At 69.7% G+C, this 26,351-nt stretch carries 33 protein-coding genes and 1 pseudogene; 29 read left to right on the top strand and 5 right to left on the bottom strand.

Features of this window, described 5'->3' with window-relative positions:
* Positions 1–3: 3 nt before the first annotated feature.
* The 4 genes from I2W78_RS15375 (at position 4) to I2W78_RS15360 (ending at position 4,386) form a co-directional block, all read left to right on the top strand.
* Positions 4–2,202: an RHS repeat-associated core domain-containing protein gene (locus tag I2W78_RS15375; RefSeq protein WP_196460405.1), complete on the top strand. Its 2,199-nt coding sequence runs from the start codon at positions 4–6 to the stop codon at positions 2,200–2,202.
* Positions 2,199–2,783, top strand: coding sequence for an SMI1/KNR4 family protein (locus I2W78_RS15370; protein WP_171114332.1), 585 nt, complete (start codon positions 2,199–2,201; stop codon positions 2,781–2,783). Before I2W78_RS15375 ends, I2W78_RS15370 begins: the two co-directional genes overlap by 4 nt.
* Before the next feature lie 34 nt (positions 2,784–2,817).
* Positions 2,818–4,056 carry a hypothetical protein gene (locus tag I2W78_RS15365; RefSeq protein ID WP_196460403.1) on the top strand — a complete coding sequence of 413 codons (1,239 nt, stop codon included), beginning with the start codon at positions 2,818–2,820 and terminating at the stop codon, positions 4,054–4,056.
* A 96-nt stretch (positions 4,057–4,152) separates the two neighbouring features.
* Entirely contained in the window at positions 4,153–4,386 is a 234-nt protein-coding gene (locus I2W78_RS15360; RefSeq protein ID WP_171114334.1) for a hypothetical protein, read from the top strand.
* Between the two features lie 80 nt (positions 4,387–4,466).
* On the opposite strand, the pseudogene I2W78_RS15355 reads toward I2W78_RS15360, so the two are convergent.
* The 3 genes and pseudogenes from I2W78_RS15355 to I2W78_RS15345 form a co-directional block, all read right to left on the bottom strand.
* A pseudogene (locus I2W78_RS15355) lies at positions 4,467–5,787 on the bottom strand (carbohydrate-binding protein).
* Between the two features lie 163 nt (positions 5,788–5,950).
* Positions 5,951–6,712, bottom strand: a complete 762-nt coding sequence (locus I2W78_RS15350; RefSeq protein ID WP_196464576.1) for a LysR family transcriptional regulator — start codon at positions 6,710–6,712, stop codon at positions 5,951–5,953.
* Between the two features lie 44 nt (positions 6,713–6,756).
* A complete protein-coding gene (locus I2W78_RS15345) occupies positions 6,757–8,493 on the bottom strand; it encodes an NlpC/P60 family protein (protein WP_196460401.1) in 1,737 nt (578 codons plus the stop codon).
* 206 nt (positions 8,494–8,699) lie between these two features.
* Here I2W78_RS15345 and I2W78_RS15340 point away from each other — a divergent pair, with 206 nt between their 5' ends.
* Positions 8,700–9,416 carry a YoaK family protein gene (locus tag I2W78_RS15340; RefSeq protein ID WP_196460399.1) on the top strand — a complete coding sequence of 239 codons (717 nt, stop codon included), beginning with the start codon at positions 8,700–8,702 and terminating at the stop codon, positions 9,414–9,416.
* A 58-nt stretch (positions 9,417–9,474) separates the two neighbouring features.
* On the opposite strand, the gene I2W78_RS15335 is transcribed toward I2W78_RS15340, so the two are convergent.
* Both I2W78_RS15335 and I2W78_RS41395 read right to left on the bottom strand, forming a co-directional pair.
* Positions 9,475–10,152 (bottom strand): response regulator transcription factor, encoded by a 678-nt coding sequence (locus tag I2W78_RS15335; protein WP_196460397.1) that lies wholly within the window; start codon positions 10,150–10,152, stop codon positions 9,475–9,477.
* Positions 10,149–11,399, bottom strand: a complete 1,251-nt coding sequence (locus tag I2W78_RS41395) for a sensor histidine kinase (RefSeq protein WP_196460395.1) — start codon at positions 11,397–11,399, stop codon at positions 10,149–10,151. The genes I2W78_RS15335 and I2W78_RS41395 overlap by 4 nt, the downstream gene beginning before the upstream one ends.
* A gap of 329 nt (positions 11,400–11,728) precedes the next feature.
* On the opposite strand from I2W78_RS41395, the gene I2W78_RS15325 reads away from it, so the two are divergent.
* The 24 genes from I2W78_RS15325 (at position 11,729) to I2W78_RS15210 (ending at position 26,302) form a co-directional block, all read left to right on the top strand.
* Positions 11,729–13,897 carry an MMPL family transporter gene (locus I2W78_RS15325; RefSeq protein ID WP_196460393.1) on the top strand — a complete coding sequence of 723 codons (2,169 nt, stop codon included), beginning with the start codon at positions 11,729–11,731 and terminating at the stop codon, positions 13,895–13,897.
* 389 nt (positions 13,898–14,286) lie between these two features.
* On the top strand, positions 14,287–14,595 hold the full coding sequence (gene rpsJ, locus I2W78_RS15320; protein WP_003948644.1) for a 30S ribosomal protein S10: 309 nt from the start codon (positions 14,287–14,289) through the stop codon (positions 14,593–14,595).
* A gap of 17 nt (positions 14,596–14,612) precedes the next feature.
* Positions 14,613–15,257 carry a 50S ribosomal protein L3 gene (gene rplC / locus I2W78_RS15315; RefSeq protein WP_014674369.1) on the top strand — a complete coding sequence of 215 codons (645 nt, stop codon included), beginning with the start codon at positions 14,613–14,615 and terminating at the stop codon, positions 15,255–15,257.
* A gap of 8 nt (positions 15,258–15,265) precedes the next feature.
* Entirely contained in the window at positions 15,266–15,922 is a 657-nt protein-coding gene (gene rplD / locus I2W78_RS15310; protein ID WP_196460391.1) for a 50S ribosomal protein L4, read from the top strand.
* Positions 15,922–16,341, top strand: a complete 420-nt coding sequence (gene rplW, locus I2W78_RS15305; RefSeq protein ID WP_196460389.1) for a 50S ribosomal protein L23 — start codon at positions 15,922–15,924, stop codon at positions 16,339–16,341. Before rplD ends, rplW begins: the two co-directional genes overlap by 1 nt.
* Positions 16,342–16,379: 38 nt before the next feature.
* Complete coding sequence (gene rplB, locus I2W78_RS15300; protein WP_196460387.1) at positions 16,380–17,216, top strand: 50S ribosomal protein L2; 837 nt, start codon at positions 16,380–16,382, stop codon at positions 17,214–17,216.
* Positions 17,217–17,228: 12 nt separating this feature from the next.
* Positions 17,229–17,510 carry a 30S ribosomal protein S19 gene (gene rpsS, locus I2W78_RS15295; protein WP_053759516.1) on the top strand — a complete coding sequence of 94 codons (282 nt, stop codon included), beginning with the start codon at positions 17,229–17,231 and terminating at the stop codon, positions 17,508–17,510.
* Positions 17,511–17,553: 43 nt separating this feature from the next.
* Positions 17,554–17,901 (top strand): 50S ribosomal protein L22, encoded by a 348-nt coding sequence (gene rplV, locus I2W78_RS15290; protein WP_019329637.1) that lies wholly within the window; start codon positions 17,554–17,556, stop codon positions 17,899–17,901.
* On the top strand, positions 17,901–18,728 hold the full coding sequence (gene rpsC / locus I2W78_RS15285; RefSeq protein WP_196460385.1) for a 30S ribosomal protein S3: 828 nt from the start codon (positions 17,901–17,903) through the stop codon (positions 18,726–18,728). Before rplV ends, rpsC begins: the two co-directional genes overlap by 1 nt.
* Positions 18,729–18,733: 5 nt before the next feature.
* Positions 18,734–19,153 (top strand): 50S ribosomal protein L16, encoded by a 420-nt coding sequence (gene rplP, locus I2W78_RS15280; RefSeq protein ID WP_029380975.1) that lies wholly within the window; start codon positions 18,734–18,736, stop codon positions 19,151–19,153.
* Complete coding sequence (rpmC, locus tag I2W78_RS15275; RefSeq protein ID WP_007494763.1) at positions 19,153–19,377, top strand: 50S ribosomal protein L29; 225 nt, start codon at positions 19,153–19,155, stop codon at positions 19,375–19,377. The genes rplP and rpmC overlap by 1 nt, the downstream gene beginning before the upstream one ends.
* The gene (gene rpsQ / locus I2W78_RS15270; RefSeq protein ID WP_018543912.1) at positions 19,377–19,661 is read left to right on the top strand and encodes a 30S ribosomal protein S17; all 285 of its coding nucleotides are present in this window, start codon (positions 19,377–19,379) and stop codon (positions 19,659–19,661) included. The genes rpmC and rpsQ overlap by 1 nt, the downstream gene beginning before the upstream one ends.
* A 132-nt stretch (positions 19,662–19,793) precedes the next feature.
* A complete protein-coding gene (rplN, locus tag I2W78_RS15265) occupies positions 19,794–20,162 on the top strand; it encodes a 50S ribosomal protein L14 (RefSeq protein ID WP_003998823.1) in 369 nt (122 codons plus the stop codon).
* 2 nt (positions 20,163–20,164) lie between these two features.
* Complete coding sequence (gene rplX, locus I2W78_RS15260; protein ID WP_196460383.1) at positions 20,165–20,488, top strand: 50S ribosomal protein L24; 324 nt, start codon at positions 20,165–20,167, stop codon at positions 20,486–20,488.
* Complete coding sequence (gene rplE, locus I2W78_RS15255; RefSeq protein WP_196460381.1) at positions 20,488–21,045, top strand: 50S ribosomal protein L5; 558 nt, start codon at positions 20,488–20,490, stop codon at positions 21,043–21,045. Before rplX ends, rplE begins: the two co-directional genes overlap by 1 nt.
* A 5-nt stretch (positions 21,046–21,050) precedes the next feature.
* Positions 21,051–21,236: a type Z 30S ribosomal protein S14 gene (locus tag I2W78_RS15250; RefSeq protein WP_003948630.1), complete on the top strand. Its 186-nt coding sequence runs from the start codon at positions 21,051–21,053 to the stop codon at positions 21,234–21,236.
* A 213-nt stretch (positions 21,237–21,449) separates the two neighbouring features.
* The gene (rpsH, locus tag I2W78_RS15245) at positions 21,450–21,848 is read left to right on the top strand and encodes a 30S ribosomal protein S8 (protein WP_129799270.1); all 399 of its coding nucleotides are present in this window, start codon (positions 21,450–21,452) and stop codon (positions 21,846–21,848) included.
* Between the two features lie 24 nt (positions 21,849–21,872).
* On the top strand, positions 21,873–22,412 hold the full coding sequence (gene rplF, locus I2W78_RS15240; protein WP_196460379.1) for a 50S ribosomal protein L6: 540 nt from the start codon (positions 21,873–21,875) through the stop codon (positions 22,410–22,412).
* Positions 22,413–22,415: 3 nt separating this feature from the next.
* Entirely contained in the window at positions 22,416–22,799 is a 384-nt protein-coding gene (gene rplR / locus I2W78_RS15235; RefSeq protein WP_055632352.1) for a 50S ribosomal protein L18, read from the top strand.
* Positions 22,800–22,837: 38 nt separating this feature from the next.
* Positions 22,838–23,443, top strand: a complete 606-nt coding sequence (gene rpsE, locus I2W78_RS15230; RefSeq protein WP_009190144.1) for a 30S ribosomal protein S5 — start codon at positions 22,838–22,840, stop codon at positions 23,441–23,443.
* A 2-nt stretch (positions 23,444–23,445) separates the two neighbouring features.
* Positions 23,446–23,628 (top strand): 50S ribosomal protein L30, encoded by a 183-nt coding sequence (gene rpmD, locus I2W78_RS15225; RefSeq protein WP_003974250.1) that lies wholly within the window; start codon positions 23,446–23,448, stop codon positions 23,626–23,628.
* Between the two features lie 2 nt (positions 23,629–23,630).
* Positions 23,631–24,086: a 50S ribosomal protein L15 gene (rplO, locus tag I2W78_RS15220; protein WP_014674382.1), complete on the top strand. Its 456-nt coding sequence runs from the start codon at positions 23,631–23,633 to the stop codon at positions 24,084–24,086.
* A gap of 243 nt (positions 24,087–24,329) precedes the next feature.
* Positions 24,330–25,643, top strand: a complete 1,314-nt coding sequence (secY, locus tag I2W78_RS15215) for a preprotein translocase subunit SecY (protein ID WP_196460377.1) — start codon at positions 24,330–24,332, stop codon at positions 25,641–25,643.
* On the top strand, positions 25,643–26,302 hold the full coding sequence (locus I2W78_RS15210) for an adenylate kinase (protein WP_196460363.1): 660 nt from the start codon (positions 25,643–25,645) through the stop codon (positions 26,300–26,302). Before secY ends, I2W78_RS15210 begins: the two co-directional genes overlap by 1 nt.
* The last annotated feature ends 49 nt before the right edge of the window (positions 26,303–26,351 follow it).

The raw sequence follows: 26,351 nt of genomic DNA, 5'->3' as shown, positions 1-26,351 counted from the left end.
ACGGTGGATGCGCTGACCCAGGCGACGCATACGTACGGCTACGACACGGCATCCCGCCTGACGTCGGTGGCGTACGGCGCCGCGGGCGTGACGCGCTCGCTGGGCTATGACGTCCTGGACCGTCCGACGTCGGACACTTTGAAATCCCCGTCCGGCACGACGACGGCATCGGCGGCATACCGCTACGACGAGGCGTCCCACCTGACCGAGAAGACGACGACCGGCACCGCGGGCGCGGGCACCCAGTCCTACGGCTACGACTGGGCCGGCCGCCTGACCAGTTGGACCGGCGCAGACGACACGGTCACGTCGTACACCTGGGACGCGGCGGGCAACCGCACGAGCGCGGGCGATGTGACGGCGACGTACGACGAGCGCAATCGCCTGCTGTCGGCCGGGGACACGACGTACACGTACTCGGCACGCGGTGCCCGCACCGGCAGTAGTGACGGGAGCGGCAGCCACACGGCGGCCTTCGACGCGCTCGGCCGGATGGTGTCGGCGGACGGCACGGCGTACGCGTACGACGCGCTGGGCCGACTGGTGAGCCGGGGCAGCCAGTCCCTGGAATACGCCGACCTGTCCAACAACCCGGTCGCCGTGGCCGGCGGGCTGGTCTTCCGCGATCCGGCCGGTGACCCCCTGTCCTCGGCCGACGCGGACGGCACGAACGCCGCCGTGCTGCTGTCGGGCCTGCACGACGACGTCACCGGTGCCTTCGATCCGGCCACGGGCGCGCTGACCGGCTCGACCGGCTACTCACCGTTCGGCGAGGTGACCGCCCGGTCGGGCGCCACCAGCGCGCTGGGCTACCAGGGTGAGTACACCGACCCGGCCACAGGCCAGGTGAACATGCATGCCCGCTGGTACGACCCGGCGACTGGGGGCTTCTCCGCCCGGGACTCCTGGACGCTGAACCCGGTGCCGTCGATCAACGCGAACCGGTACGGGTACGGCAACGGTAACCCGCTGGTGAACACCGACCCGAGCGGACACGACGTGTGCCTGTTCGGCGGCTGCATCGACACCGACTGGGTGGACCGGGGGATCCGGGAAGCCGAAAGGTACGCCAACAAGGGGTACCAGGCGGCCAAGTCGGGTGCCCGCTGGGTGGTTAGGAACCCCGGAAAGGTGCTGCGTTTCGTCGGCAAGCGGGCGCTCGGCCCGATCGGCTGGGCCTGGGATGCCTACGACCTGTACCGGAGCCTGACGCGCGAACCCACGACCCACTGGGGCCCCGTCACGAGGCCCGACTCCAGTCCTGGAGTCCAGCCGTCAGGCCCGAACAACTACCGCACCGGCCCGTACCGCGGCCGTGTGATCAGCACTTACTACGGGGGTTCCGGCGGTGGTCCCGGCGGCGGGCCCGACGTGTGCGTCTATTCCTGCGTCGATCCCGGCCCGCCTCCGCCTCCGCCCCCGCCGCCGTGGCAGGAGCTGATCAAGGATGCGCTGTTCACCGAGACGGCGCGTCCGACCACCGCGGCCACCACGGACGACGAGCACGACCGGTTCGTGGACGAGTCGTTCACCCGGTCACTGAAGGACCTGGGGCTGAGCGAGAAGGAACTGCGCAGGTTCTTCAAACACTTCCCGGGCTTCGACCAGCAGGGTGAGCTGAGCGAGGAGTTCAAGGGTCTCCTCGCCGAGTGGAACAACCAGCCGGGCAACTGCATGAAGGGCGGCGGCAAGTCCTGGGTGTACTACCATCCGCTGGACTCCCGGGATCGGGCCACCGGTGTAACCGCCTGCCTCCGGGCGGACGCGGTCGACTACCGCGGTCGCGGCAGGAAGGCCGACCCGGGCAAGGACACGGACATCATGGGCGGCGACACCACCCGGGGCCGCGGTACCGACCGCAGCAACCCGGCGGGGTGGCAGCACCTCGACGGACAGCGGGGCTGGGCCCGCGGGCATCTGCTCGGACGCCAGCTGGGCGGCAACGGCCGGAACCGGCGCAACCTGGTGAAGATGTACAACGCGGCCAACTCCGACGTCATGGAAGGATACGAGTCGGCCGTGCGCGCGAGACTCGACGCCGGGGAGCGGATCTTCTACGCCTCCGTCCCCCGGTACGAGGGCAGCAACCCCGTGCCCGTCACCGTCGAGCTGTACGCGCTGGGCAGCAGTGGCCGCCTCCAGCACTGGACCGTCCACAACACCCCCGACGGACTCCCGCCGACCTCTGGAGGAACGCCGTGAGCATCGAGCAACTCGCCCGTGACGCGGGCCTGACCGTCCCGCGGCGCTACCAGGTCGACTGGGACCGGGCCGAGGCTGCCGTGGGAACCCGGCTGCCGGCGGACTACAAGGAGTACGTGTACTGGTTCGGGCCGGGCAGTTTCGACGAGTATCTGATCGTCTGCGTCCCCGGCGTGGAGAACAGCAACACCGAGTTGGCCGCGCGCCTGGACCAGGAGCGCCGGAGCGCCCGAACCCGTGCCGAGCTCACCGGGCAGGCGCCTCGCGTGCCGCTCTTCCCCGAGCCCGGCGGCTGGCTGCCCTGGGGGTTCACCACGGGCGGCGACGGACTGTACTGGGTGACCGCCGGCGACGACCCGGACCGCTGGACCGTTGCGGGCCGACCGGGTCGGGGAGCGGACACCGCCCGGTTCGACGGCGGCTTCGCCGCCTTCCTACGGACGTTTGTGTGGGACACGGTGGACATGCCCTTCATCCCCGAGGCCGAGGGCGGGGTACCGGTCCCCTTCGAGCCGGACACCGGGGAGTGGCTGGAGGGCGGCGCCGGTGAGCGTCTGGCGGCCTACGGCCGCTTCGCGTAGCAAGCACAACCTGACGAACAGAGAGTGCAAGAGCGTGAGTACCGTCCCGCCGCCCGAGCGTCCCGACGGCGAGCCGTCCGGTGAATCGTCCTCTGTCATATCCGACGAGCAGCTGGAGTCGTTCCTGCGCGAGGCCGCCGAAGGCGGTGGCGCACCGGCGCCCAAGGAGCCGTCGGCGCGGGCGCGGATGGTGGCGGCGCGGCTGCGGGAGCAGGACGAGGCGGCTCGGCGCGCCCAGGGCGGCGGAAGGTGGCCGCGCCGGAAGCGGAAGGTGCAGGGCCTGCCGCCCGGCACCCCGCCGGGTTGGCGTACGGGCCCGGCGTGGCAGGAGATGAACGGCACCCGCACCCGCACCCGTCGCCGCCAGATCGGGTCCGTCATCGGCGTGACTCTGGCCGTGGCGTTGGCCGTGGTCGCCGTACGGCCCTCGCTGGTGCTGGACCGGATACCCGGGCGGGAAGCCGAAGCAGCCGCATCCCCGACCCCGCTGCCCGCCGAGACCGCGCTGCCCACCAGCGCCCCCGGCCAGGTCGACGCCGCGCTGCCCACCCGCGAGCATCCGTTCCGCGGCTCGCCCGCCGAGCGTTGGGCCGACGGCGCCGACGCCATCGAGTTGCCGGAGGCGAAGGCCGTCGCCGGGCTGACCGAGGCGGACGTGGAGCTGGCGCTGCGGAACACCAAGGAGTTCCTGGTGGCCGGCAACATGAACCCGGCCGTGCTGCGCGGCGAGCAGCCCGAACGGGCACTGGACCTGCTGGAGCCCAAGCAGTCGGCCCTGCTGTCCGAGCTGCGCCGGGCGCTGCGCGAGCCGACCCGGAAGAACGATCCCCTCAGGCTCTTCACCCGCTTCGACCCGGACGAGGTGCGCCTGGCCGGTGACGTGATCAAGGTGCGCGGCCACATGACCTTCGCCGCCTCGCGGCCGGGCGAGCTGAAGGTGCACGCGGACTACACGTTCGTCTACCCGCTGGTCCGCGCGCACGGGGGCGGGGACCAGGTGGCGCGCACGATCGTCCGCCGCGACCTGACGCTGACGATGGCCGACCCGGGCCGGTGGGCGGCCACCAAGGGCAAACTCCTGCCCGAGAGCTACACGGCGGACTACTCCAACTCCGACTGCGACGCCCACGACGGCTACCTGCACCCGGCCTTCCCGGACGACCTTCTCGGACCTGTGCCCACCGGTCCCGCCGAGGACCCCTACGACCGGAGCAGGCCGCTGACCGACGAGGCACGCGACGTGGCCGCCTGCGGGGTGGCCACCCGTACGTGACCGGGCCCGGTGAGCTACCGGCTGTTGGCAGGAATTCGATGTCGTCCGTCGGTCCTGCCACTCCCGTGCGGGTCGGCCCCCGGCGACGCTGGGTCCATGAACAGTGCCTTCGACACGGCCCTCCAGGCCGTCATCGCCCTCGCCGTGCTCGCTGTCGCGGTGGTCCCCGCGGTCATTGGAACGCTCCGGGACCGGCGAGTCGACGTCCAGTTGAGGGACGCAGCCGAGGGGCGGGACCGCCGTACCGGGGTTCTGGTCGTCTTCGACCTCGCCTACGGGCCGCACGAGGAGCGGGTGTTCCGCGCCCATGCGAGCCGTGAGCACGGCTGACCGGGGCAGGACCCGACCGGGCCGGGGTGCCGGTCGGCGCACACCCGGGCCCGGTCCCACCTCCCGTGGGTGTCAGTGGGTCACACCCGCTGCCACAGCGCCGGTACGTTCGGCGGCTCCCAGCCCGGCTGGGCCTGGTGGCTCTGGAGGCAGCGGTAGCCGGCGCCGCCGTACGTCACCGTGTCGCCCGCCTGGTAGACGGTGCCGGGCGCCCAGGTGCCGCCCGGGTCACCGGGGTCGCCCGGGTCGCCGGGGTCCATGGTCGTCTTCAGGGTGAGGCCGTAGTTCTGGAGCAGCGGGTTGATCGGCTAGTGGAACGTCGTACCGCCGCTGCTGCAGTTGCCCGAGCCGCCCGAGGTGACGCCCTGCGCCTGGCTGCCGGAGATGTACGAGCCGCCGGAGTCGCCGGGCTCGGCGCACACCGTGGTGCGGGTGACGCCGGTGATGGTGCCCTCGGGGTAGGTGACGCTGGTGTTGTGCTGCTGGATGGTGCCGCAGTGCCAGCCGGTGGTCGAGCCGGAGCGGCACACGGATGCGCCGACGGGCGCCCGCGTCGACCCGGTGACCTGGACGTTCTGGCCGCCGGCGCCCCGGACGTACGGCGTCGCCGTCCACTGCGAGTTGGTCGCCACCCACGCCATGTCGCGGCCAGGGAAGATCGCGCCCTGGAAGGTGCCCTGCGTGACGCGGTTGTAGCCGCTGGTGCTCGCCCCGGTCCGGCCGCAGTGTCCGGCCGTGGCGTAGCCCTGCCGGCCGCCCCGGGTGACCGGGAAGCCGATCGAGCAGCGCCCGCTGTTGTTGATGTAGTACGCCTCGCCGCCGCGCAGGTCGTACAGCGCGCGGGGCCTCTCGGTGGTCCTCTCGACCCGGGCGAGGGAGGCGTCGACATCGGCCGCATCCAGCAGGGCGCGGGCGGCGGACGGGCGTACGGCCTGCACCACGACGCGGTTCGTGGTGACGTCGACGTACCAGACCGGCGCGTCGGTGGTGTCCTCGTGCGCCGCCGCCCGGTCCAGGCGGGCCTTGGCGGCGTCCAGGTCGGCGAGGGAGTGGCGTACGACGGTCGCGTCGGCGCCTCGCGCCTCGATCGCGGGTACGTCGGCGGCGTCCGTGGTCGCCACGGTGAGGGTGCCGGAGTCGGCGCCGCGCACCCAGGCGCCGCTCCGCCTGCCGCCGGTCCAGGCCGAGGTCGCGCTCCATGGCGCGGAGCAGGGCGGGGGAAGCGGCGTCGGTGCGGAGGGTCTCGGCGGCCGAGGGGGCGGTGGGGGCGGTGGGGGAGGCGGGCACGTCGGAGGCGGCCGCACGCGCGCTCGTGGCGCCGCTGAGCCCGGCCACGAGCAGGGCGGCCGTCGCCGCCACCGCGGCACCCGCGGCTCTGGCTCGGGTGTGTCGCTGGAGCATGGGGATCTCCTCGGTCTCGGTCTCGCTCGGTGGGGAGTGCCGAAACCGTAGGGAGGCACAACAGGCGTACATAAGACGTCGGTTGACCCTCTCCCCGGCGTTATGGAAGGCGTTGGGAAGGCACGTGTGGAGGGCGGTGTGGAAGACGTTGTGGGAAACAACGTCAGGGCACGCGCCGCGCCGCCAGCCACTGGGTGTAGCTGTCGCTGCGCGCCGCCACGCCCGCGTGCGCCCTGCGGGCCTGCGCGAGAACGGTGGCGGCGGTGGCGGCGTTGTCCGTCTTATCGGTGTACTGCGCCACCGCATGCCGGCCGAGCAGATGCCGCCAGGTCAGCGGCGTGCCGCGCAGCGGCCGGGTGACGATCCCCGGCGTGGTCGGGAACGTCGCCCGGCACAACCCCACCGCCCGTCCCACCTGCACAAGGTGGACGACGGACGAGGTGTCCGTCTCGTACATCCGGCGCGGTGTGTAACCGGCGCGGGCGCAGGAGGCGGTGAAGCAGTTCCCGAAGCACCCGTCTCCGGGTACGCACGCCCACTCCTCCGCCGCCAGCTCGGCCAGCGCGACCTCGTGCGCGGCGGCGAGGGCATGCCCCTCGGGGACCATGACGAACACCGGGTCCAGCCGGTCCACCAGCGCGCCGAGCAGCGGACCGTGGGTGCCGCCCAGCCGTAAGCAGGCCGTGGCGCGCGGGGTGCGGGCGAACCGCGCCGCCTCCTGCTGCAGTTCGGTCACCGCGGGCAGCACGACACGGGTCCGCTCCAGCACCAGCTCGCCGAGCGCCGTGGCCCGCACTCCATGCCGGCCACGCTCGAACAACGCGCCTCCCAAGGCCCGTTCGATGCGCTTGAGCTGTGCGCTCAACGCAGGCTGTGCGAGCCCGAGCGCCGTCGCCGCCCTGGTGAGACTCCCGGCGTCGGCGATGGCCCGGACAGATCAGCTGGGTGGTCTCTTATGGTCCGGCAGGGTCAGAGGCGGTGGACCGTGTGCAGCGTGGTGGCGTAGAGGCCCGTGCCGTCCAGAAGTGACGCGCCGCCCAGGTCGGACATCGTGGGGCCGTTGACTGTCTTGCGGCTGGAGAGGAAGCGGCGCTTGCCGGCCGTGTCCTTGCCGAGGTAGATGCCGACATGGTCGACCGTGACCGTCGTGGTGTCGTCGCCCGAGTCGGCGTTGAAGAGGACCAGGTCGCCGGGCTGGAGCAGGGGCGCCGCGGGCGGGTTGGTGCCGTCGGTGCGGGCGATGCGTACGCCGGGCGCGTACTCGGCCATGTCGCGGGACTTGCGCGGTATCCGGGTGCCGGACGTGTCCTGGCCGGCGGCCATCGGTACGCCCATGTGGTAGCCGTACACCATCCGCGTGTAGCCCGAGCAGTCCAGGTTGCCGACCTGCTTGCTGGACGGGCCCGTATAGGCGCCGTCGGGGAAGGTCCAGCCGACGTTCATGTACTCGTGGAAGTCGGCGCCCTCGTAGCGGTTGCCCTGCGGGTCCAGGTAGCCGTACCCGGACTCGCCCAGGACCTGCTTGTCCTTGGCCGGTCCGGAGCCGGCGACGACCGCGGGGGCGCCGGCGAGGAACATCGCCGCGTGGGCCAGGACATCGGGCGCGGTGGAGCCGGCCCAGCCGCGGATGATCTTTTCGAGCTCGGGCGTCCAGGTGCCGTCGAAGGGCTCCGGCAGTACGCGTACCCAGTCGCCGTGGGTGACGGTCGGCGGCGTCGCCCAGTTCGCGGCGCTCACCTCGAAGTGGCTGACGAGCAGCCTGACCGGCAGGTTGCTGCAGCCGTCGTTGGCGAGCGCGCGCAGGCCCACGCGTCCCTGGGCGAAGGTGGCGTCGGGGTCGGTGGTGTCGACGGTCCAGGCGGACGGTTCCGCGGTGGCCGAGCGCCAGGCCTTGACCCGGATGCGAGTGCCCTCGCGGCGGACCCGGATCGTCCAGTCGGTGCCCGCGGGGACACCGGTGGCTAGGGAGACGGCGGACGTCAGCTGGCTGACCGCGTCGTCGACCTCCTTCTCGACCCGCAGTTCGACGGCGCCGGTGGTGAGGAAGGACAGCCGGGCCCGGTAGTTGTTGTGGGTGTCCTGGTAGCCGAAGGACAGGGCGTAGGAGCAGGCCTGGCCGGTGGGCACCTTGTCGAACCGGGCCACGGACCGGACGTCCACGTCCGTGATCTCCGCGTCCCGCACGCTGGCGTGACGGCTGGCGTAGTCGGTGGTGAGGGCGATGACGCCGGTGCCCGGCTGCACCGAGTAGTCCGTGTCGGCGGGCCCGAGGGTGGACCAGCTTCCGCCGCCGGGAGAACTGCCCCAGGAGTCCTGCCGGGTGCGCTGGAAGTCGTCGACGAAGGGCTTCTTGTTCTCCGTGAACGTCCGCTCCGGGCCGGGCAGTACGACGGTCCGGGCCCCGTGGGTCAGCAGCGCGACGCGCCGACCGCCCGAGGTGACCTCGGTCCGGGCCGGGGTGCCCGGCAGCACGGTCGCGGTCAGCGGCGTGTTCAGGGTGACCTGCGTGAAGTAGGAGGCGTTCAGCGGCGGCAGCGTCACCGAGGAGCGGGCCGAGGTGAGGCCGGCGGGAGCGGCCAGCGGCTCGACGGTGTGGACCGATTCGGCGGCTGCGCGCGCAGGAGCGGCGGCCAGGCCGCTGAACGGGACGGAGGCGGCCGAGGCCGCGAAAACGGCGAGCAGGCTGCGCCGGGAGGTGATCGACATGCCGACCATGATCCATGCAGGTGGGCGGCGGAAGATACCCGTCCGCGTGTTCGATGCGGCAGGCGGCGATACGTGGGGGACCTGCGCGGGCGCCGTACCTGATCGGCGTAGCGGCGGGGGGCGGTGGCGGGCGGGCGGATCGGCCGCGGCTTAGGGTCCCCGTATGAAGTCGCGGCTCGGGGTCCCCGTATGAGGCGGGTCCCCGCATGAAGCCCAGAGCGGGCCTCGGGCTCACCTCGGTCATGGTGGCGCTCACGCTGACGACCGGCATGATCGAGGCCGTCAGCTTTCTCGTACTGGGCCCGGTGTTCACTGCCGTACAGACCGGGAACCTCCTCTTCCTCGCCTTCGCGCTCACCGGAGCGGCGGGCCTGTCCCCGGCCGCGGCCGGCATCTCGTGCGCCGCCTTCGCGGTCGGCGTGGTGCTGGGCTCCCGGTTCGAGTCGATCGTGGACCGCCACGGCCGCCGCTGGTTCGTACCCGGCCTGATCGTCGAAGCGCTGCTGCTGGGGCTCGCCGCTCTGCTCGCGTGGCGCATCGCCGCCCACGAGCCGGGCGCACCCGTCACCGGTCACCACTTCGGCGTCATCGCCCTGGTGGCCGCGGCCATGGGCGTACGCAACGTCACCACCCTGCGGGTCTCGGTCCCGGACGTGCCCACCACCGTGTCCACCCGCGCGCTGACCGCGCTCCTCGGCGGTCTGTCCCCGGTCGCCGACCCCCGCATCGGCACGGGCCTGCGCCACGAGGGCCGCCGCTTCGCCTCGGTCGCCGCGATGTTCGCGGGTGGCCTGCTGGGGGCCTGGCTGCTCCATGAGGCGGTGCGTCCGGCGGTGGTCCTGCTGGTGCCTGCCGCGCTGGTCCTGCTGCTGGGCCTGGTGTTCTGGGCGATGCCGCGGGAGCGGACGTCGGAGCCGGGGTGAGGTGCTCCGTCCGTTGACGCGGGGTGTGGCTGTGTCGCCGAGTTCGTGGCGTACCGGGTCAGTGACCGACGTCGTGGTCGCCCGCTTCGACGAGGCCGCTCTCGTAGGCGAAGATCACGATCTGGATGCGGTCGCGCAGCCCGAGTTTGGTGAGGATGCTCGACACATGTGACTTGACCGTGGCGGCGCCGATGACGAGCTGCTCGGCGATCTCCGCGTTGCTCGCGCCCCGGGCGACGGCGGTCATGATCTCGCGTTCGCGGCCCGTGAGCCGTTCCAGCCGGGCCGCGACCGCGGTGCCCGCGACCCGGCGCGGGGCGAAGCGGTCAATGAAGCGCCGGGTGATCGACGGGGCCAGCAGCGTCCCGCCCTCGGCCACGGTGCGTACGGCGGTGGCCAGTTGCTCGGGCGGAATGTCCTTCAGGACGAACGCGCTGGCGCCGGAGCGCAGCGCCTTGTAGACGTACTCGTCCGGGTCGAATGTGGTGAGGATCAGCACTCGGGGGCCCCAGTCGGCCTCCTGAAGGATGCGCGACGTCGCTTCGAGGCCGTCCATCTCGGGCATGCGGATGTCCATGAGGATCACGTCCGGGCGGTGCCGGCGTGCCGCGTCGACCGCCTCCACGCCGGTGCCCGCCTCGGCCACCACCTCGATGTCCGGATGGACCCGGAGGATCATCGCGAAGCCCCGCCGTACCAGCGCCTGGTCGTCGGCCACGACGACACGGATGCTCACCGGGGCTCTCCCTCGAGTTCTCCCGTGACGGGCTTCCCCGTGACGGGCTCCCCGGTGATGGGCAGCCGAGCGGTGAGCCGGAATCCGCCGCCGGGACGGGGCCCGGCGTCGAGGCCGCCGCCGAGCAGGACGGCTCTCTCCCGCATACCGACGATGCCATGGCCGGGCAGGCCCTCGTGGGCGGCCGGCATCGACCGGACCGCGGCGCCGCGGCCGTCGTCGACGACCTCGATGGTGAGGCCGTCACCCTCGCTGCGCAGGCGCACCTCGGTGCGGGTGCCCGGTCCGCTGTGCTTGAGCACGTTGGTCAGCGCCTCCTGGACGATGCGGTACGCCGAGAGATCCACCCGGGCCGGCAGCGGCGCCCGGACGCCGCCCGTGACCGTGACCTCCAGACCCGCCTCGCGGACCTCGGCCACGAGCCGGGGCAGATCGGCCAGGCCCGGCTGGGGGCCCAGACCCTCGCCCTCCGCCTCCGGCCGCAGCACTCCCAGCAGGTGCCGCAGCTCGTCCAGTGCCTGGCGTCCCGCCTCCTCCACCGCCGCCATCGCTTCCAGGGCGCCCCGCGGGTCCTCGGCGGCCACCATCCGGGCCGCACCGGCCTGCACGGTCATCATGCTCACCCGGTGAGCCACCACATCGTGCAGTTCCCGGGCGATGTGGGAGCGCTCCTCGGTCACGATCCGCCGTGCCTCGGCGACCTGTTCCTGCCGCCGCCGGGCGGCACGTTCCGCGCGCAGCCGCAGCCGTCGGCCGAGGTACCAGGCCCCGGACATGACGACGGCGCCGAAGCCGATGTCCCCCCACGGGTAGGAGTGCAGCAGGCCGTCGACGGCGACCGCGGCGACGGCGGCGGCGACGCCGAGGGGACTCCACCGGGTGTCGTCGGTGTGCCGCCCGACGCTGTACAGCGCGACGATCACGATCCCGCCCATCGTGGAGTAACTGCTGCCCAGCGTCGGGGCCCAGGCGGCGAGCGTCACCCACAGGACCGCGACGGGCCTGCGCCGACGCCGGTAGAGCGCCGTGCCCGCCACCACGAAGAGCAGCAGGGCGGGGGAGAGGACGCGGGTGAGCGGGCGGACGGCCATCGCGTCCCCGGGCGCGTCCTCCAGCACCAACGCCGCCAGGAACAGCGTGGCCGCGAGGACGGCGTCCGCGGTGCGCGGCCAACGGGTGAACGGGCCGCGGAACCGGCCCGGCACACGGCGGCCCGGGGGCTCGGCATGCGGCACCGTGCGGTTCATCGTCGCTCCCCCAGAGGCGTCCGGTGCCCGGGCGCGGGCCGTCGGGACGCACCGGGCACGTCATCGTAAGTCCGGCTCGCGGGCACCGTCACCCGCCTGTGGACGGATGCCTCTCTCCGCCCCCGGGCGGAGAGAAGGCCCTGTTCCTCCCGTCGCACGGGGGAGGTCCGAACCCGCCGGGCGGCGGGAGACCGCGCCGGTCCCGGTGCCCACGATGGAACCGCTCAAGCCTCTTGCCGACGGGCGCCGACAAGCGCAGCCGATCGGCGCCCACCCGCGCCGGGCCGGCCGCGTCGCCGGTCGGCACCCGTCCCACAGGAGTCTCAGCCATGAAGCGACTCACACGCCGTATCGGCGATGCGAGCGCCCGCCGACCGTGGGTGACCATCGCCGCCTGGGTGGCCGCCCTGGCCCTCGTACTGCCGCTCGCCGGGTTGGCCGGCGGCGCGTTCGCCGACGATCTCGTCGCCCCCGGCAGTCAGAGCGAGGAGGCGATGGAACTCCTGGAGGAGCGCTTCCCCGAAGCGTCCGGCGGCACCGCCATGGTCGTTTTCGCGGCCCCGGAGGGGGACCGGATAGAGCGCCACCGGCCCGCCGTCGAGGCGTCGGTGGCCCGGATCGCCGACGTAGAGCACGTCGCCACGGTCACCGACCCCTTCCACGCGGGCACGGTCTCGCCGGACGGGCGGATCGGCTTCGCCCAAGTCGCCTTCGACCTACCGCCGATGGACGTGAACCCCGAGCAGATCGACGCCCTGGACGGCGCGATCGAGCCCGCGCGCGACGCCGGTCTCGTCGCCGAACTCGGCGGCGACACCGTCTTCATCAACGCCGAGTCACCGACCTCGGGCGCCGAGGCGGCGGGCCTGCTGGCCGCGCTGGTCGTCCTCGTGGTCGCGTTCGGCACGATCGTCGCCGCGCTGGTCCCGATCGCGCTCGCGCTGGTCGCCGTCGCCGCCGGCCTGGGCAGCATCACGCTGCTGGCCCACGCCATGGACGTCTCCACCGCCGCCCCCACGATCGGCGCGATGATCGGCCTCGGCGTCGGCATCGACTACGCCCTGTTCATCGTCGCCCGCTGCCGGGAGAACCGTACGGCCGGACAGGACGCCGCCACCGCGCTGTCGAACGCCATGGCGTCGTCCGGCGCGGCCGTCCTGTTCGCCGGCAGCACCGTCGTCGTGGCGATGGCCGCGCTGGCACTGACCGGCCTGGGCTTTCTGACCTCGATCGGCCTGAGCACCTCGCTGGTCGTGCTGTTCGCCGTCGCGACCGCCCTGACGCTGCTGCCCGCGCTGCTGTCCCTGCTGGGCGACCGCATCCACCACAGGCGCCGCAGGGTCTCCCGGACCCGTCGCACGAAGAACCCCGAGAACACGGCGTGGTGGCGGTTCGCGCACCGCGTCTCCGCCCGGCCGTGGCGCCACCTGATCGCCGCGTCCGCGGTGCTGCTCGCCCTGGCCGCCCCCGCGCTGCGCATGGAGACCGGATTCCCCGACGCGGGCGACGACGCGACCACCACCACGCACCGCCGCGCCTACGACCTGCTGGCCGAGGGCTTCGGGCCCGGTTTCAACGCCCCGCTGCTGATCGTCGCCGACCTGCGCGCCCCCGGCGTGGACGCCGAAGGCATCCCCGAGCTGTCCCGGAGCCTCGCCGCCGACCCCGGCATCGCGTCGGTCGGCGAGCCCCGGATCTCCGCGGCGGGGGACACCGTCGTCCTGCCCGCCCTCCCCACCACGGCCCCTGCGGACGCCGCGACCTCCGCCACCCTCGAACGCGTCCGCGACGCGGTCCCCGACAACGTCGCCGTGTCCGGCCTCACCGCCATGACCGACGACCTCACCAGCCAGCTCACCGACACCCTGCCGCTGTTCATCGCCGCGATCATCCTGGTGTCGTGCCTGCTGCTGATGCTGGTGTTCCGCTCCGTCGCGGTGCCGCTGAAGGCGGCCGTGATGAACCTGCTGTCCATCGGCGGCGCGTACGGCGTCGTGGTGGCCGTCTTCCAGTGGGGCTGGCTGGGGGGCCTGTTCAACCTCGACGAGACCCTGCCGATCGCCTCACCCCTGCCGACGATCTTCTTCGCGGTCCTCTTCGGCCTGTCCATGGACTACGAGGTGTTCCTGCTGTCCCGAGTACGGGAGGAGTACGACGCCACGGGCGACCCCGCCGAGTCGGTGGCGCGCGGCATGGCGGTCACCGGCCGTGTGATCACCTCCGCCGCGCTGATCATGACGGTGGTCTTCCTCAGCTTCGTCGCCAACCCGTCGCCACTCGTCAAGATGATGGGCCTGGGCCTGGCGACCGCGATCGTGCTCGACGCCACCGTCGTGCGCATGGTGCTGGTCCCCGCGGCCATGTCCCTGCTGGGCCACGCCGCCTGGTGGCTCCCCCGCGCCCTCGACCGGCGACTTCCCCGCGTCGACACGGAGAACACCACCACCCCACGCCGCCCCGCCCCCGCACCCGCGCCCTCGGCACCGCCCCGTGTTTGACCGGGCTCACCACCCGGGTAATCTCTTCGGCCCGATTGGCGCCCCCGCTGCCCCATATGGCAGACTGTCCGAGTTGCTCGGTCGAGTGTTGATGCTGCGCGCCTCCCGCCGGGAGGACCGGAAGCGAGTCCCACAGTACTCGTCGTCCCTGATCAGGGGCGGACGTACGGGAATCTTCCGGGAAGCGTGGGCGCGGCACCGGCCAGGCGCCCGGTGGGCCTCTCGCCCCCGGTTCACGGTTCCGGCAGGGCCGTGTCAATCCCGCAGGGATGTTCGAGCAAGGGACATCTGTGTCAGCGGGAGTGCGACACGCCCGACCGCGTGGGTCGGAGAAGAGGACTGGAACACCGGGTTCCAGAGCTGTAGAGAGACAGGACTACGAAGTAGCCATGGCGGGACAGAAGATCCGCATCCGGCTCAAGGCCTACGACCACGAGGTCATCGACTCCTCGGCGAAGAAGATCGTCGAGACGGTGACCCGCACTGGTGCGTCGGTCGCGGGCCCGGTGCCGCTGCCCACTGAGAAGAACGTGTACTGCGTCATCAAGTCGCCGCACAAGTACAAGGACTCGCGCGAGCACTTCGAGATGCGCACGCACAAGCGCCTGATCGACATCCTCGACCCGACCCCCAAGACCGTTGACTCTCTGATGCGACTCGACCTCCCGGCCGGTGTCGACATCGAGATCAAGCTCTGAGGCCGGTGATCTGAGAGATGGCTAAGCAGATCAAGGGCATCCTGGGCGAGAAGCTCGGTATGACGCAGGTCTGGGACGAGAACAACCGTGTCGTCCCGGTGACCGTCGTCAAGGCCGGACCCAACGTCGTCACCCAGGTCCGTACGAACGACGTCGACGGCTACGAGTCCGTCCAGATCGCCTTCGGCGAGATCGACCCGCGCAAGGTGAACAAGCCCCTCAAGGGTCACTTCGCCAAGGCCGACGTCACCCCCCGTCGTCACCTCGTCGAGATCCGCACCGCGGACGCCTCCGAGTACACGCTCGGCCAGGAGATCACCGCCGAGGTGTTCGAGGCCGGCGTCAAGGTCGACGTGACCGGCAAGAGCAAGGGCAAGGGCTTCGCCGGTGTCATGAAGCGCCACAACTTCCGTGGCCTCGGCGCCGGGCACGGCACCCAGCGCAAGCACCGCTCTCCCGGTTCCATCGGTGGCTGCGCCACCCCGGGCCGTGTGTTCAAGGGCCTCCGCATGGCGGGTCGCATGGGCAACGAGCGGGTCACCACCCAGAACCTGACCGTCCACGCCGTTGACGCGGAGAAGGGTCTGCTGCTCATCAAGGGCGCGGTTCCCGGTCCGAACGGCGGCCTCGTCCTGGTCCGCACCGCGGCCAAGGGGGCCTGAGGTAACCGATGAGCACTGTTGACATCCTTTCGCCGGCGGGCGACAAGGCCGGTTCCGTCGAGCTCCCCGCGGAGATCTTCGGCGTTGAGAAGGTCAGCATCCCGCTGATCCACCAGGTCGTCGTCGCGCAGCTGGCCGCCGCCCGTCAGGGCACGCACAAGACCAAGACCCGTGGCGAGGTCCGCGGCGGTGGCAAGAAGCCGTACCGCCAGAAGGGCACCGGTCGCGCCCGTCAGGGTTCGACCCGCGCGCCGCAGTTCGCCGGTGGTGGCGTCGTGCACGGTCCCGTGCCGCGCGACTACTCGCAGCGGACCCCGAAGAAGATGAAGGCTGCCGCGCTGCGTCACGCCCTCACCGACCGGGCCCGCCACAACCGCATCCACGTCGTCTCCGGCGTCGTCGAGGGCGAGACCCCGTCGACGAAGTCCGCCAAGACGCTGTTCGGCAAGATCTCGGAGCGCAAGAACCTGCTCCTGGTCGTCGACCGCGCCGACGAGGCCGCGTGGCTGTCCGCCCGCAACCTGCCCCAGGTCCACATCCTGGAGCCGGGCCAGCTGAACACGTACGACGTTCTCGTCTCGGACGACGTGGTCTTCACCAAGGCCGCTTTCGAGTCCTTCGTGTCGGGCCCGAAGGCCAATGACACCGAAGGGAGCGAGGCCTGATGGCTATCCGTCACCCCGCCATTGCCTCGAAGGCCGCCAAGGCCGCCAAGGCCGCGCGCGTCGCCAAGGCGCGTCGCCACGCCACCGAGGGCAAGAACACCGTCGAGACGCCGCTGAGCAAGTCGTATACGGACCCCCGTGACGTCCTGATCAAGCCGGTCGTCTCCGAGAAGAGCTACGCGCTGCTCGACGAGAACAAGTACACGTTCGTCGTCGCGCCGGGCTCCAACAAGACCCAGATCAAGGAGGCCGTGCAGGCGGTCTTCCAGGTCAAGGTCACCGGGGTCAACACGATCAACCGCCAGGGCAAGCGCAAGCGGACCCGCACGGGCTTCGGCCAGCGTGCCGCCACCAAGCGCGCGATCGTGACCCTCGCCGAGGGCGACCGTATCGACATCTTCGGCGGTCCGACCGCGTAAGCGGGTCGGATCGTCCGATATCGGACGAGGACTGAGAAATGGGAATCCGCAAGTACAAGCCGACTACGCCGGGCCGTCGTGGTTCCAGCGTCGCCGACTTCGTCGAGGTCACGCGGTCCACGCCGGAGAAGTCGTTGGTCCGCCCCCTGCACAGCAAGGGTGGCCGTAACAACTCCGGTCGTGTGACCGTCCGCCACCAGGGCGGTGGCCACAAGCGCGCCTACCGTGTGATCGACTTCCGTCGTCACGACAAGGACGGCGTGCCGGCGAAGGTCGCGCACATCGAGTACGACCCCAACCGCACCGCGCGTATCGCGCTGCTGCACTACGCCGACGGCGAGAAGCGCTACATCCTCGCCCCGCGCAACCTGCAGCAGGGTGACCGCGTCGAGAACGGTCCCGGGGCCGACATCAAGCCGGGCAACAACCTGGCCCTCCGCAACATCCCGGTCGGTACCACGATCCACGCGATCGAGCTCCGTCCCGGTGGCGGTGCCAAGTTCGCCCGCTCCGCCGGTGCCTCCGTGCAGCTGCTCGCGAAGGAGGGCTCGATGGCCCACCTGCGCATGCCGTCCGGAGAGATCCGCCTGGTCGACGTGCGCTGCCGCGCCACCGTCGGCGAGGTCGGCAACGCCGAGCAGTCGAACATCAACTGGGGCAAGGCCGGCCGTAAGCGCTGGCTGGGCGTTCGCCCGACCGTGCGTGGTGTGGTCATGAACCCGGTCGACCACCCGCACGGTGGTGGTGAGGGCCGTACCTCCGGTGGCCGCCACCCGGTGTCCCCGTGGGGCCAGAAGGAAGGTCGTACGCGTTCTCCCAAGAAGGCGAGCAACAAGTACATCGTCCGCCGCCGCAAGACGAACAAGAAGCGCTAAGGACGGGTTGAGATGCCTCGTAGCTTGAAGAAGGGGCCCTTCGTCGACGACCACCTGATGAAGAAGGTGGACGCCCAGAACGAAGCCGGCACCAAGAACGTCATCAAGACCTGGTCCCGTCGCTCCATGATCGTGCCGGCCATGCTCGGCCACACGCTCGCGGTGCACAACGGCAAGACCCACATCCCGGTGTTCGTCACCGAGTCGATGGTCGGCCACAAGCTCGGCGAGTTCTCGCCGACGCGCACCTTCCGGGGCCACGTCAAGGACGACCGGAAGTCGAAGCGCCGCTAGCAGCGGATCGCATTCAGACACGTAAGTAACTGAAGGGACAACCATGGAAGCCAGGGCCCAGGCGCGGTACATCCGCGTCACGCCCATGAAGGCCCGCCGCGTGGTGGACCTCATCCGTGGCATGGACGCCACGGAGGCCCAGGCTGTTCTGCGATTCGCTCCGCAGGCAGCCTCCGTGCCGGTCGGCAAGGTGCTCGACAGCGCCATCGCCAACGCCGCGCACAACTACGACCACACCGACGCCGACAGCCTCTACATCTCCGAGGCGTACGTCGACGAGGGCCCGACCCTGAAGCGGTTCCGGCCGCGCGCCCAGGGCCGTGCCTACCGGATCCGCAAGCGGACCAGCCACATCACCGTGGTCGTCAGCAGCAAGGAAGGAACCCGGTAATGGGCCAGAAGGTAAACCCGCACGGGTTCCGGCTCGGTGTCACCACGGACTTCAAGTCCCGGTGGTACGCCGACAAGCTGTACAAGGACTACGTCAAGGAAGACGTCGCCATCCGTCGGATGATGACGTCCGGCATGGAGCGCGCCGGTATCTCGAAGGTTGAGATCGAGCGCACCCGTGACCGTGTCCGCGTGGACATCCACACCGCTCGCCCGGGCATCGTCATCGGCCGCCGCGGCGCCGAGGCCGACCGCATCCGCGGTGACCTGGAGAAGCTGACCGGCAAGCAGGTCCAGCTGAACATCCTCGAGGTCAAGAACCCGGAGACGGACGCTCAGCTGGTGGCCCAGGCCGTCGCCGAGCAGCTGTCCTCCCGCGTCTCCTTCCGCCGCGCCATGCGCAAGAGCATGCAGTCGGCGATGAAGGCGGGCGCCAAGGGCATCAAGATCCAGTGCGGTGGCCGCCTCGGCGGCGCCGAGATGTCCCGCTCGGAGTTCTACCGCGAGGGCCGTGTGCCCCTGCACACGCTCCGCGCGAACGTGGACTACGGCTTCTTCGAGGCCAAGACGACCTTCGGCCGCATCGGTGTGAAGGTCTGGATCTACAAGGGCGACGTCAAGAACATCGCCGAGGTCCGCGCCGAGAACGCTGCCGCCCGTGCGGGCAACCGCCCGGCTCGCGGTGGCGGCTCCGACCGCCCGGCCCGTGGTGGCCGCGGTGGCGAGCGGCGCGGTCGCAAGCCGCAGCAGGCTGCCGGCGCCGAGGCCCCCAAGGCCGAGGCTCCCGCGGCTGCCGCTCCGGCTGAGAGCACCGGAACGGAGGCCTGACCGACATGCTGATCCCCCGTAGGGTCAAGCACCGCAAGCAGCACCACCCGAAGCGCAACGGTATGTCCAAGGGTGGGACGCAGGTTGCGTTCGGCGAGTACGGCATCCAGGCGCTGACCCCGGCGTACGTGACGAACCGCCAGATCGAGGCGGCTCGTATCGCCATGACCCGTCACATCAAGCGTGGCGGCAAGGTCTGGATCAACATCTACCCGGACCGCCCGCTGACGAAGAAGCCCGCCGAGACCCGCATGGGTTCCGGTAAGGGTTCCCCGGAGTGGTGGGTCGCCAACGTCAAGCCCGGACGCGTGATGTTCGAGCTGTCGTACCCCAACGAGAAGATCGCCCGTGAGGCGCTGACCCGTGCGGCCCACAAGCTGCCGATGAAGTGCCGGATCGTCAAGCGCGAGGCAGGTGAAGCGTGATGTCGGCCGGTACCAAGGCGTCCGAGCTGCGCGAGCTGGGCAACGAGGAGCTTCTGGCGAAGCTCCGCGAGGCCAAGGAAGAGCTGTTCAACCTCCGCTTCCAGGCGGCGACGGGCCAGCTCGAGAACCACGGCCGTCTGAAGGCGGTCCGCAAGGACATCGCGCGGATCTACACCCTGATGCGCGAGCGTGAGCTGGGCATCGAAACGGTGGAGAACGCCTGATGAGCGAGAAGAACGTGACTGAGAACGCAGAGGCGCGCGGTTTCCGCAAGACCCGTGAGGGTCTCGTCGTCAGCGACAAGATGGACAAGACCGTCGTCGTCGCCGTCGAGGACCGCGTGAAGCACGCGCTGTACGGCAAGGTCATCCGCCGTACGAACAAGCTCAAGGCGCACGACGAGCAGAACGCCGCGGGTGTCGGCGACCGCGTCCTCCTGATGGAGACCCGGCCGCTGTCCGCGACGAAGCGCTGGCGCGTCGTCGAGATCCTCGAGAAGGCCAAGTAGGTAATTCCCGCAAGGGAATTCCAATAAGTACGCCTGCGGGGCAAACCCCGCAGGACAGTTCCGCCAGGCTCCGATACGGGGTTGCTCAGACAACCCCGTATCGGGGAACCGGCAGACACACAGGAGATAGACGTGATCCAGCAGGAGTCGCGACTGCGCGTCGCCGACAACACTGGTGCGAAGGAAATCCTTTGCATCCGTGTGCTCGGTGGCTCCGGTCGCCGCTACGCGGGTATCGGTGACGTCATCGTCGCCACCGTCAAGGACGCGATCCCCGGTGGCAACGTGAAGAAGGGTGACGTCGTCAAGGCGGTCATCGTTCGCACCGTCAAGGAGCGCCGCCGTCCGGACGGCTCGTACATCCGCTTCGACGAGAACGCCGCCGTCATTCTGAAGAACGACGGCGACCCTCGCGGCACCCGTATCTTCGGCCCCGTGGGCCGTGAGCTGCGCGAGAAGAAGTTCATGAAGATCATCTCGCTCGCGCCGGAGGTGCTGTAAGCATGAAGATCAAGAAGGGCGACCTGGTTCAGGTCATCACCGGCAAGGACAAGGGCAAGCAGGGCAAGGTCATTGCCGCTTACCCGCGCGAGGAGCGCGTCCTGGTCGAGGGTGTCAACCGGGTCAAGAAGCACACCAAGGCCGGTCCCACGGCTCGCGGTTCGCAGGCCGGTGGCATCGTCACGACCGAGGCGCCGATCCACGTCTCCAACGTCCAGCTGGTCGTTGAGAAGGACGGCAAGAAGGTCGTGACCCGCGTCGGCTACCGCTTCGACGAAGAGGGCAACAAGATCCGCGTTGCCAAGCGGACGGGTGAGGACATCTGATGACGACCACCACCACTCCGCGCCTGAAGACGAAGTACCGCGAGGAAATCGTCGGCAAGCTGCGTGACGAGTTCAAGTACGAGAACGTCATGCAGGTTCCGGGCCTCGTCAAGATCGTGGTCAACATGGGTGTGGGCGACGCCGCCCGCGACTCCAAGCTGATCGAGGGCGCCATCCGCGACCTCACCACGATCACCGGTCAGAAGCCGGCCGTCACCAAGGCCCGCAAGTCCATCGCGCAGTTCAAGCTGCGTGAGGGTCAGCCGATCGGTGCCCACGTCACGCTCCGTGGCGACCGCATGTGGGAGTTCCTGGACCGCACCCTGTCGCTCGCGCTCCCGCGCATCCGCGACTTCCGTGGTCTGTCCCCCAAGCAGTTCGACGGCCGTGGCAACTACACCTTCGGTCTCACGGAGCAGGTCATGTTCCACGAGATCGACCAGGACAAGATCGACCGTACCCGGGGTATGGACATCACCGTGGTCACCACGGCGACCAACGACGCTGAGGGCCGCGCGCTCCTTCGTCACCTCGGCTTCCCGTTCAAGGAGGCGTGAGCGAGATGGCGAAGAAGGCTCTGATTGCCAAGGCTGCTCGCAAGCCCAAGTTCGGTGTGCGTGGCTACACCCGCTGCCAGCGCTGCGGCCGTCCGCACTCCGTGTACCGCAAGTTCGGCCTGTGCCGCGTGTGCCTTCGTGAGATGGCTCACCGTGGCGAGCTGCCGGGCGTGACCAAGAGCTCCTGGTAATCCCCGTAATCAGGGATTGCTGAAGCTCTCGGTAAGCAACTGGGGCGGCCAGACGCCCAACTCACATGCCGTAGGCTTGTGGGGTTGGGCGTCTGCCGCCGCCCTTACGACTTACTACGCCGTAGGTCCACCGCGCCGCACCCGTCCCGTCTCGGATCGGGGAGAGGGATGGCGCACCAGGAAACCCCGGCGAGAGAGGCCGAAGGCCAATTCATGACCATGACTGATCCGATCGCAGACATGCTTACGCGTCTGCGGAACGCGAACTCGGCGTACCACGACACCGTGGCGATGCCGCACTCGAAGATCAAGTCGCACATCGCGGAGATCCTCCAGCAGGAGGGCTTCATCACGGGCTGGCGCGTCGAGGACGCCGAGGTCGGCAAGAACCTCGTCCTGGAGCTGAAGTTCGGCCCCAACCGTGAGCGCTCCATCGCGGGCATCAAGCGGATCTCCAAGCCCGGTCTCCGGGTGTACGCGAAGTCCACCAACCTGCCGAAGGTGCTCGGCGGCCTCGGCGTGGCGATCATCTCCACGTCCCACGGGCTCCTCACCGACAAGCAGGCCGGCAAGAAGGGCGTAGGCGGAGAAGTTCTCGCCTACGTCTGGTAACGGAAGGGAACGGAGGAAACAGCTATGTCGCGCATCGGCAAGCTCCCCATCGCGGTTCCCGCCGGCGTGGACGTCACCATCGACGGCCGTACGGTCAAGGTCAAGGGCCCCAAGGGCGAGCTGACCCACACCGTCTCGGCGCCGATCGAGGTCGTCAAGGGCGAGGACGGCACCCTGCAGGTGACCCGCCCGAACGACGAGCGTCAGAACAAGGCCCTGCACGGCCTGTCCCGCACGCTGGTGGCGAACATGATCACCGGCGTGACCCAGGGTTACGTGAAGAAGCTCGAGATCAGCGGTGTCGGTTACCGCGTGACCGCCAAGGGCTCGAACCTCGAGTTCGCGCTCGGTTACAGCCACCCGATTCTGGTCGAGGCCCCCGAGGGCATCTCCTTCAAGGTCGAGAACCCCACCCGGTTCTCGGTCGAGGGCATCGACAAGCAGAAGGTCGGCGAGGTCGCGGCCAACATCCGCAAGCTGCGCAAGCCCGACCCGTACAAGGCCAAGGGCGTCAAGTACGAGGGCGAAGTCATCCGCCGCAAGGTCGGAAAGGCGGGTAAGTAAGCCATGGCATACGGGCAGAAGATCCTGAAGGGCGACGCCTACAAGCGCGCCGCGATCAAGCGCCGTCACATCCGGATCCGCAAGCGGATCTCCGGTACGGCGGAGCGTCCCCGTCTGGTCGTTACCCGCTCGAACCGCCACATCGTGGCCCAGGTGATCGACGACATCAAGGGTCACACCCTGGCGTCGGCGTCCACCCTGGACACCTCGGTCCGCGGTGGCGAGGGCGACAAGTCCGCGCAGGCCAAGCAGGTCGGCGCCCTGGTCGCCGAGCGTGCCAAGGCCGCCGGTGTCGAGGCCGTCGTGTTCGACCGTGGTGGCAACCAGTACGCCGGGCGCATCGCCGCCCTGGCGGACGCCGCCCGCGAAGCCGGCTTGAAGTTCTGAGCCGTTCGTAGCTAGCGGAAAAGAGAGAGGTAAATCCAATGGCTGGACCCCAGCGCCGCGGTGGCGGTGCCGGTGGCGGCGAGCGGCGGGACCGGAAGGGCCGTGACGGCGGCGCAGCTGCCGCCGAGAAGACCGCGTACGTTGAGCGCGTTGTCGCGATCAACCGCGTCGCCAAGGTTGTGAAGGGTGGTCGTCGCTTCAGCTTCACCGCGCTGGTCGTGGTGGGCGACGGTGACGGCACCGTGGGTGTCGGATACGGCAAGGCCAAGGAGGTGCCGGCCGCCATCGCCAAGGGCGTTGAGGAGGCCAAGAAGCACTTCTTCAAGGTCCCCCGGATCCAGGGCACCATCCCTCACCCCATCCAGGGTGAGAAGGCCGCCGGTGTGGTTCTCCTCAAGCCGGCTTCGCCGGGTACCGGTGTTATCGCCGGTGGTCCCGTGCGTGCCGTGCTGGAGTGCGCCGGTATCCACGACGTGCTGTCGAAGTCGCTCGGCTCCGACAACGCGATCAACATCGTGCACGCGACCGTGGAGGCCCTGAAGGGCCTGCAGCGTCCCGAGGAGATCGCGGCCCGCCGTGGTCTGCCGCTCGAGGACGTCGCCCCCGCGGCTCTTCTCCGTGCGCGTGCCGGGGCGGGTGCGTAATCATGGCGCAGCTCAAGATCACGCAGGTCAAGTCCTACATCGGCAGCAAGCAGAACCACCGTGACACCCTGCGCTCCCTTGGTCTCAAGGGCATCAACACGCAGGTCGTCAAGGAGGACCGCCCCGAGTTCCGCGGCATGGTGCACACCGTCCGCCACCTCGTGACGGTCGAGGAGGTCGACTGATCATGGCGGAGCAGAACCCGCTGAAGATCCACAACCTCCGTCCCGCCCCGGGCGCCAAGACCGCCAAGACCCGTGTCGGTCGTGGTGAGGCGTCGAAGGGTAAGACGGCCGGTCGTGGTACCAAGGGCACCAAGGCCCGCTACCAGGTTCCGGAGCGCTTCGAGGGTGGCCAGATGCCGCTGCACATGCGCCTCCCGAAGCTGAAGGGCTTCAAGAACCCGTTCAAGACCGAGTACCAGGTCGTGAACCTCGACAAGCTGGCCGCGCTCTACCCCGAGGGTGGCGAGGTCACCGTCGAGGGCCTCGTGGCCAAGGGTGCCGTTCGCAAGAACAGCCTCGTCAAGGTCCTCGGCCAGGGCGAGATCTCCGTGGCGCTGCAGGTGACGGTCGACGCCGTCTCCGGCTCCGCCAAGGAGAAGATCACCGCCGCCGGCGGTACCGTCACCGAGCTCGTCTGAACGCAACAGGCGTCTCGATGACTTGAGCGATCCCGACCGGGGATACCCCACAATTGGGGTATCCCCGGTTGGTCGTTCCAAGGGGGGCAGTCCCGCGGGTAAGGTGGCCTGCACTGCCAACTTTCACAGCTGCCGCACCTCGGGCACTTTGAGCGGCAGTTGACCGTTACCCATGTCGTTGTTCTATTGGAACCTCAAGACCGTCACCCTTGACGCAGATGCGCGGGGGTCGCAGGAGGCACCGTGCTCACCGCGTTCGCCCGGGCGTTCAAGACGCCCGACCTGCGCAAGAAGCTGCTCTTCACGCTCGGCATCATCGTGGTGTACCGGCTCGGCACGCACATCCCGATTCCGGGCGTCGACTACCAGAACGTCCAGACCTGTATCGACGTGGCCAAGGGCAACCAGGGTCTGTTCGGTCTGGTCAACATGTTCAGCGGCGGCGCCCTGCTCCAGATCACGATCTTCGCGCTCGGCATCATGCCGTACATCACCGCGAGCATCATTCTGCAACTGCTGACGGTGGTGATCCCGCGCCTCGAAGCCCTCAAGAAGGAGGGCCAGGCCGGTACGGCGAAGATCACGCAGTACACCCGCTACCTGACCGTGGCGCTCGCCATCCTCCAGGGCACCGGCCTCGTCGCCACCGCCCGCAGCGGCGCCCTCTTCTCCGGCTGCCCGGTGGCCAACCAGATCGTCCCCGACCAGTCGATCTTCGTCACCATCACCATGGTCATCGTGATGACCGCCGGTACGGCCGTCGTGATGTGGCTCGGCGAGCTCATCACCGACCGCGGCATCGGCAACGGCATGTCGATCCTGATGTTCATCTCGATCGCCGCCACCTTCCCGTCCGCCCTGTGGGCCATCAAGCAGCAGGGCACCCTGGCCGACGGCTGGATCGAGTTCGGCACGGTCGTCCTCGTCGGCCTGTTCATGGTCGGCCTGGTGGTCTTCGTCGAGCAGGCGCAGCGCCGGATCCCCGTCCAGTACGCCAAGCGCATGATCGGCCGCCGGGCCTACGGCGGTACGTCCACGTACATCCCGCTCAAGGTGAACCAGGCGGGTGTGATTCCCGTCATCTTCGCCTCGTCGCTGCTCTACATCCCGGCACTGATCGCACAGTTCTCCAGCGGAAACTCGAGCTGGAAGACCTGGATCGAGGCCCACCTGGTCCGTGGCGATCACCCGATTTACATCACTCTGTACTTCTTGCTCATTGTTTTCTTCGCGTTCTTCTACGTGGCGATCTCCTTCAACCCCGAAGAAGTCGCCGACAACATGAAGAAGTATGGTGGCTTCATCCCGGGCATCCGGGCTGGCCGACCGACCGCTGAGTATCTGAGTTACGTACTCAACCGGATCACCTGGCCGGGTTCGCTGTATCTGGGTCTGATCGCTCTCGTTCCGACAATGGCGTTGGTTGGTTTCGGGGCAAACCAGAACTTCCCGTTCGGCGGTACCAGCATCCTGATCATCGTGGGTGTCGGTCTCGAGACGGTGAAGCAGATCGAGAGCCAGCTCCAGCAGCGCAATTACGAAGGGTTCCTCCGCTGATGCGAATCGTCCTCGTCGGGCCGCCGGGTGCCGGTAAGGGTACGCAGGCCACGCGCCTTGCCGAGAAGCTGTCGATCCCGCACATCTCCACGGGCGACCTGTTCCGCGCCAACATCAGTCGGCAGACGGAGCTCGGCAAGCTGGCGAAGTCGTACATGGACGCCGGCAACCTGGTGCCGGACGAGGTCACCATCGCCATGGCGAAGGACCGCATGGAGCAGCCGGACGCCGAGAACGGCTTCCTGCTGGACGGCTTCCCGCGCAATGTCTCGCAGGCCGAGGCGCTGGACGAACTGCTTCAGACCGAGAGCATCGAGCTGGACGCGGTGCTGGACCTGGAGGCCCCCGAGGACGAGGTCGTCAAGCGGATCGCCGGGCGGCGGATCTGCCGCAAGGACTCCGCGCACGTGTTCCACGTGACGTACAGCGCGCCGAAGAAGGAGGGCGTCTGCGACGTCTGCGGCGGCGAGCTGTACCAGCGGGACGACGACTCCGAGGAGACCGTGCGCACGCGGCTGGAGGTCTACCACACGCAGACCGAGCCGATCATCGACTACTACAAGGCGCAGGGCCTGGTCGTGACCATCTCCGCGATGGGCGCGGTCGACGAGGTCACGGGCCGGGCGCTGGAGGCGCTCAAGCGCGAAGACGCCCAGTAGTCGTTCGTACGTAGTCGGCGGCCGCGGTCCCTTGCGAAGGGGCCGCGGC

It is taken from the genome of Streptomyces spinoverrucosus (genome assembly GCF_015712165.1).
Lineage (GTDB): Bacteria > Actinomycetota > Actinomycetes > Streptomycetales > Streptomycetaceae > Streptomyces > Streptomyces spinoverrucosus_A.
Note: the sequence above shows the minus strand (reverse complement) of the source record. Positions and strands in the feature narration are given on the sequence as shown.

What these genes read in the sequence shown, in the direction of transcription:
- rpmC (WP_007494763.1), top strand. Translation starts at nt 19,153, where the DNA reads ATGTCGGCCGGTACCAAGGCGTCCGAGCTGCGCGAGCTGGGCAACGAG.
- rpsC (WP_196460385.1), top strand. Translation starts at nt 17,901, where the DNA reads ATGGGCCAGAAGGTAAACCCGCACGGGTTCCGGCTCGGTGTCACCACG.
- rplF (WP_196460379.1), top strand. Translation starts at nt 21,873, where the DNA reads ATGTCGCGCATCGGCAAGCTCCCCATCGCGGTTCCCGCCGGCGTGGAC.
- I2W78_RS15250 (WP_003948630.1), top strand. Translation starts at nt 21,051, where the DNA reads ATGGCGAAGAAGGCTCTGATTGCCAAGGCTGCTCGCAAGCCCAAGTTC.
- rplV (WP_019329637.1), top strand. Translation starts at nt 17,554, where the DNA reads ATGGAAGCCAGGGCCCAGGCGCGGTACATCCGCGTCACGCCCATGAAG.
- rplW (WP_196460389.1), top strand. Translation starts at nt 15,922, where the DNA reads ATGGCTATCCGTCACCCCGCCATTGCCTCGAAGGCCGCCAAGGCCGCC.
- I2W78_RS15360 (WP_171114334.1), top strand. Translation starts at nt 4,153, where the DNA reads ATGAACAGTGCCTTCGACACGGCCCTCCAGGCCGTCATCGCCCTCGCC.
- rpsS (WP_053759516.1), top strand. Translation starts at nt 17,229, where the DNA reads ATGCCTCGTAGCTTGAAGAAGGGGCCCTTCGTCGACGACCACCTGATG.
- I2W78_RS15210 (WP_196460363.1), top strand. Translation starts at nt 25,643, where the DNA reads ATGCGAATCGTCCTCGTCGGGCCGCCGGGTGCCGGTAAGGGTACGCAG.
- I2W78_RS15345 (WP_196460401.1), bottom strand. Translation starts at nt 8,493, where the DNA reads ATGTCGATCACCTCCCGGCGCAGCCTGCTCGCCGTTTTCGCGGCCTCG.
- rpsH (WP_129799270.1), top strand. Translation starts at nt 21,450, where the DNA reads ATGACCATGACTGATCCGATCGCAGACATGCTTACGCGTCTGCGGAAC.
- rplO (WP_014674382.1), top strand. Translation starts at nt 23,631, where the DNA reads ATGGCGGAGCAGAACCCGCTGAAGATCCACAACCTCCGTCCCGCCCCG.
- rplD (WP_196460391.1), top strand. Translation starts at nt 15,266, where the DNA reads ATGAGCACTGTTGACATCCTTTCGCCGGCGGGCGACAAGGCCGGTTCC.
- rplR (WP_055632352.1), top strand. Translation starts at nt 22,416, where the DNA reads ATGGCATACGGGCAGAAGATCCTGAAGGGCGACGCCTACAAGCGCGCC.
- rpsQ (WP_018543912.1), top strand. Translation starts at nt 19,377, where the DNA reads ATGAGCGAGAAGAACGTGACTGAGAACGCAGAGGCGCGCGGTTTCCGC.
- rplE (WP_196460381.1), top strand. Translation starts at nt 20,488, where the DNA reads ATGACGACCACCACCACTCCGCGCCTGAAGACGAAGTACCGCGAGGAA.
- rplC (WP_014674369.1), top strand. Translation starts at nt 14,613, where the DNA reads ATGGCTAAGCAGATCAAGGGCATCCTGGGCGAGAAGCTCGGTATGACG.
- rpsE (WP_009190144.1), top strand. Translation starts at nt 22,838, where the DNA reads ATGGCTGGACCCCAGCGCCGCGGTGGCGGTGCCGGTGGCGGCGAGCGG.
- rpsJ (WP_003948644.1), top strand. Translation starts at nt 14,287, where the DNA reads ATGGCGGGACAGAAGATCCGCATCCGGCTCAAGGCCTACGACCACGAG.
- rpmD (WP_003974250.1), top strand. Translation starts at nt 23,446, where the DNA reads ATGGCGCAGCTCAAGATCACGCAGGTCAAGTCCTACATCGGCAGCAAG.
- I2W78_RS41395 (WP_196460395.1), bottom strand. Translation starts at nt 11,399, where the DNA reads ATGAACCGCACGGTGCCGCATGCCGAGCCCCCGGGCCGCCGTGTGCCG.
- I2W78_RS15340 (WP_196460399.1), top strand. Translation starts at nt 8,700, where the DNA reads ATGAAGCCCAGAGCGGGCCTCGGGCTCACCTCGGTCATGGTGGCGCTC.
- rplP (WP_029380975.1), top strand. Translation starts at nt 18,734, where the DNA reads ATGCTGATCCCCCGTAGGGTCAAGCACCGCAAGCAGCACCACCCGAAG.
- I2W78_RS15325 (WP_196460393.1), top strand. Translation starts at nt 11,729, where the DNA reads ATGAAGCGACTCACACGCCGTATCGGCGATGCGAGCGCCCGCCGACCG.
- rplX (WP_196460383.1), top strand. Translation starts at nt 20,165, where the DNA reads ATGAAGATCAAGAAGGGCGACCTGGTTCAGGTCATCACCGGCAAGGAC.
- rplB (WP_196460387.1), top strand. Translation starts at nt 16,380, where the DNA reads ATGGGAATCCGCAAGTACAAGCCGACTACGCCGGGCCGTCGTGGTTCC.